This window comes from Lishizhenia sp., from assembly GCF_057456495.1.
This window is the reverse complement of sequence record NZ_JBVCPV010000230.1, coordinates 1-3,878: the sequence shown is the minus strand read 5'-3', so window position 1 is coordinate 3,878 and position 3,878 is coordinate 1. Positions and strand designations below refer to the sequence as shown.

At 36.6% G+C, this 3,878-nt stretch carries 5 protein-coding genes; 4 read left to right on the top strand and 1 reads right to left on the bottom strand.

The features are described from left to right. The first annotated feature begins 11 nt into the window (after positions 1–11). From AC22ZQ_RS13070 to AC22ZQ_RS13055, 4 genes are all read left to right on the top strand, one after another. Entirely contained in the window at positions 12–146 is a 135-nt protein-coding gene (locus AC22ZQ_RS13070) for a DUF3037 domain-containing protein (protein WP_318959207.1), read from the top strand. A gap of 172 nt (positions 147–318) precedes the next feature. Further along, entirely contained in the window at positions 319–675 is a 357-nt protein-coding gene (locus AC22ZQ_RS13065; RefSeq protein ID WP_318959206.1) for an energy transducer TonB, read from the top strand. Positions 676–1,060: 385 nt separating this feature from the next. After that, the gene (locus tag AC22ZQ_RS13060) at positions 1,061–2,653 is read left to right on the top strand and encodes a hypothetical protein (protein WP_318959205.1); all 1,593 of its coding nucleotides are present in this window, start codon (positions 1,061–1,063) and stop codon (positions 2,651–2,653) included. Positions 2,654–2,756: 103 nt separating this feature from the next. Then, positions 2,757–3,305, top strand: a complete 549-nt coding sequence (locus AC22ZQ_RS13055; protein ID WP_318959204.1) for a hypothetical protein — start codon at positions 2,757–2,759, stop codon at positions 3,303–3,305. Here AC22ZQ_RS13055 and AC22ZQ_RS13050 read toward each other — a convergent pair. Further along, positions 3,306–3,878, bottom strand: a 573-nt coding sequence (locus AC22ZQ_RS13050) for a sensor histidine kinase (protein ID WP_318959203.1), incomplete at its 5' end; no start/stop codon positions are given.

Genomic DNA, 3,878 nt, shown 5'->3' with positions numbered 1-3,878 from the left:
GAATTGGTGAAATGGATTTGACGGATAGATTTAGATGGTTGGCTGCATCTCGAAGCTCCATCATCCAAACCTCAATGATGCATACAGGTAAAACTGAAAACCCAGAAGAAACACTACAATTACTTTTTGAAGAAACGGTTTTATAAATACGAAGAAACACACCCTTTCCAAGATTCATACTGTACGATTTTGATCACGAAGTGCACGAAAACGGACAACGAGCGTAAATCGTAAGGACTCAAAAAACCCATTTTTACTGGGTTCCTGTTTTATGGCACGACTCTTATATCCTTGTTAGCAAACACAAAAACAAGAGTCATGAAAAAATTAGTCGTACTCCCACTGATGTTTACACTCATCAGTTTTAGCGCTATAAGTGCCGGAGATCCAACAGCAGAAACATGTGTAAATACTACAGAGGTCATTAAATCTTGGGTTCAAGAAATTTTGGAATACCCACCCATGGCCGTAGAACGTCGTCAAGAAGGAACGGTTACAATATCTTTTACCATACACGATGGAAAAATCAATGCTTGGGTAAGCGATGGAGTTTGTAAACTTTTAGACAATGCTGCTCTAGAGGCGGTGAATAAAACCCCATTAAACCAGTTATTGTTGTGCTCAGATCAGGAAGGTGAACAATTTACTTTACCCGTGAAGTTCAGGTTAATATAGAGAACTATGAAAATTCAGATATAAAGGCAATTGACCGTTGGGTTGGTTGTCTTTTTTTATTCGAAATAACTTTGCAAAAAATCTAGAAGATAATCACAAGGCGCTTCCCCGCCGAAAACCTCGTCGGGTCGGGCAATCCGCTAAAGTCCTCTTTATTTACTGCCTTTAACATCGAACTTCTAAAGGCTTCTGAAGTCGCCTTTTCACTTGGTGTTGCAGGGCAGCCAATAAATCCGGGCTATCGCTCCTATCCCTAAGCAATTCGTCACCACCTCACCTCTGGCCTAGAAATTTCGCAAACATGCGAGTGATTAAAAAATCATTTGAAGTTTCTACTTTTCTCCTTAATTTAACATCCACAAAACCAATCACTAAAACACACCTTATGAAATCCTATTTATCCTTAATGTTAAGTGTAATAACCTTTTTAGGTTTTAGTCAAGGACTTAACTACGAATACGGACTCAACGACAATTATGACCAAAGGGCAACGGGTGTTGTAACCCTTGGAAAGTATACTTATTCTGTACATCAAGATTATATTTCCAACTACTATTTCTCCCCCTCTTATCTCACCAAAACCGACACCTTAGGTCAAGTCTTTTGGACACAAGAAATTGCCTACGACAGCAATGAATATTTGTACATTCATGAAATAATCCCTGCAGAAAATGATGGTGTCTATTTACTAATTGAATCTATTTACCATTGTGACATAGCCAATTTCGCCTCTTGGCTCATTCAAAAATTTGATGCCTCAGGAAATCATTTATGGACAAAACCGTGGCCAGGAATAGATATTTTCAACGATAAATGTACTGGACTTACCCTAAATAATTCCAACGACCTTTACTTGAACTTTTCTAACAATTCTAGTTCAAAAATCTATACCTTGAATACCAACGGAATTCTAATGGACAGCATAGCCGTTCCACATTTTAACTTAACTAAAATAACACAGAATAGTAATAATACTTTCCTTGCATCCGAACAAAACAACCTTTACAAGTACTCCGCAACAGGTACTCCGATAAATACAATTTCTTTCAACAGTACTATTACAGATTTCACAACTGTAAGTGATACAATCTACCTCCTCACTACGGACAGTATTTTCTCAATAAATAATAACTTTCAAGTAATTACACAGAACACTGTACAAAATCTATCGAATTACTCACATCTTAAACACAAGGACAACAAACTATCTTTTTTGAGTCATTCAGCCACAGCTCAAAACATCATAACATTTGATCACAACCTGCAATTGGTGAATAACTTTCAAATCCTTACAGCTGTAAATATTGATGACCCTAAAGATTTCAATGAACACCATTTAAGTATTCACTCAAATTTCGAAATAACGAATAGTAATAAAGTCATTAGACAATTAGATTATTCCTTAAATTCTACTCAAAATAATTCAGTGAATAGAACAGATATAGGTGTGAGCAACCTAAACATCACACAAATAGACATCTCGGACATACCAACTGTCAACGGGTTATATTCAGTTAAAATATATGCTCAAGCTTTATTAAAAAATTACGGAAATTACCCCCTCAACACATGCAGACTAAACCATCACCAAGGACCTCACGTAGCCTGTGGAGAAATCTATTACACACAAGAATTTAACAACCTAAACATATTACCTGGAGACTCTGCCTGGATTGATTTAGGAGTAATTTTCAATCATCAAAGTTATTATCAACCCAGTATAGACTCAATCTTCAGAAACACATGTGTATACTCAAGTCACCCAAACAACCTTACGGATTTAAACATCACCAATGATGAATATTGCCGAGAAATCACCCTAGGCTATATCGGTATTAAGGAACCACAAATCAACAAGAAAAAAGAACTCGTTAAAGTTGTAGACATCCTAGGTAGAGAAACAACCATCAAACCCAATGAGCTCTTGATTTACATGTACAGTGACGGAAGCACGGAGAAAGTTTATTTTTCTGAATAGAAGGATTCACCTCCCTATATAGTAATTCAATAAAATCCGTTAAGAGATAAAATTTGGCGCATTCCCTACAAATCAATAACTTACCTACAAAAAACAACTCACTATGCGCCAATATTTGCCATACGCTATTGTAGGAGCTCTCGTAGTAGGACTGTTCTTTTTATTGAGCTCTGGAACAAATACTAAAGTTACCCCAGATAAGGAAGGGAATTACAACTTAAAAATGAACAAAGTTTACCTCCTCGGTGGAGCTTTTGCTCTTTTGGTATTCATTGGTATTAATATTTTATTGCTTTCAAAAATGACCTTTGATCACTTCTCGGAAGATCATGTCATTTTCATAGTAGATCTTTTTATCATTCCAGCAGCAATTTACGCGATGATGAGTTATTACCGTCATAAACTCACCTTTAACTCAGACGAATTCACGATTTATAAAACCAATGGGCATAGCTACACCCTAAACTGGGAAGATTTACAGGACGTAACCTACAACGCGTTTAGTGCGAAAATCTTTGTCACCACCAAAAAACATGGAAAAATAGGCATCAATCAATATCTGATAGGGTTCAAAAGTTTTATTGAAATGCTAGACAGTAGAACGGACATTCAAAATGTAACACTACTCAAAACAAAATTAAGAATGGATTAGCTATCCCCTTCCTTTTGGAATTCTAATACTAAAGGTGGTGAATGGTGCTTTTTCTCTCACCCAATTAATTTGTCCTTTATGCTTAGCTAATATTTGACGCGCCACACTCAAACCTATACCACTCCCCTCCTCTTGGGTGGTGTAAAAAGGCAAGAAGATGTAAGGCAGTGCTTCCTCTGGAATTCCTCCACCATTATCTTTAAACAAAATCAGGAACTCGGATTTCATTTCACTCAACTCCACGCGCAACTTGGGATAACGAACTTTATTTCTATCAAAGGCCTGTAAACTATTGAACAGTAAATTTTCAAACACATGCATCAATTGCTTTTCATCTCCAAAAAGAACAAAGTCTTCAAAATCACCTTCCCTTCTGTAATCCACCCCTTCCAATTGTTTCGCATTTAGTCGTTCTAACTTCTCAAACAAGGAAGCAAGCGAGAAATAATCTTTTTGAGGAGTAGTAATACGAACCAGTTTCCTGTATTTATCGGTAAATTCTAGCAAACTATCACACCTATTCTCTATGACACTTAAAGCCGATTTAAAATCATTCCTAACCTCATCATTTGG

Excerpts from the sequence above, each read along its gene's own strand:
- AC22ZQ_RS13070 (WP_318959207.1), top strand. The coding sequence starts at position 12 with ATGGATTTGACGGATAGATTTAGATGGTTGGCTGCATCTCGAAGCTCC.
- AC22ZQ_RS13065 (WP_318959206.1), top strand. The coding sequence starts at position 319 with ATGAAAAAATTAGTCGTACTCCCACTGATGTTTACACTCATCAGTTTT.
- AC22ZQ_RS13060 (WP_318959205.1), top strand. The coding sequence starts at position 1,061 with ATGAAATCCTATTTATCCTTAATGTTAAGTGTAATAACCTTTTTAGGT.
- AC22ZQ_RS13055 (WP_318959204.1), top strand. The coding sequence starts at position 2,757 with ATGCGCCAATATTTGCCATACGCTATTGTAGGAGCTCTCGTAGTAGGA.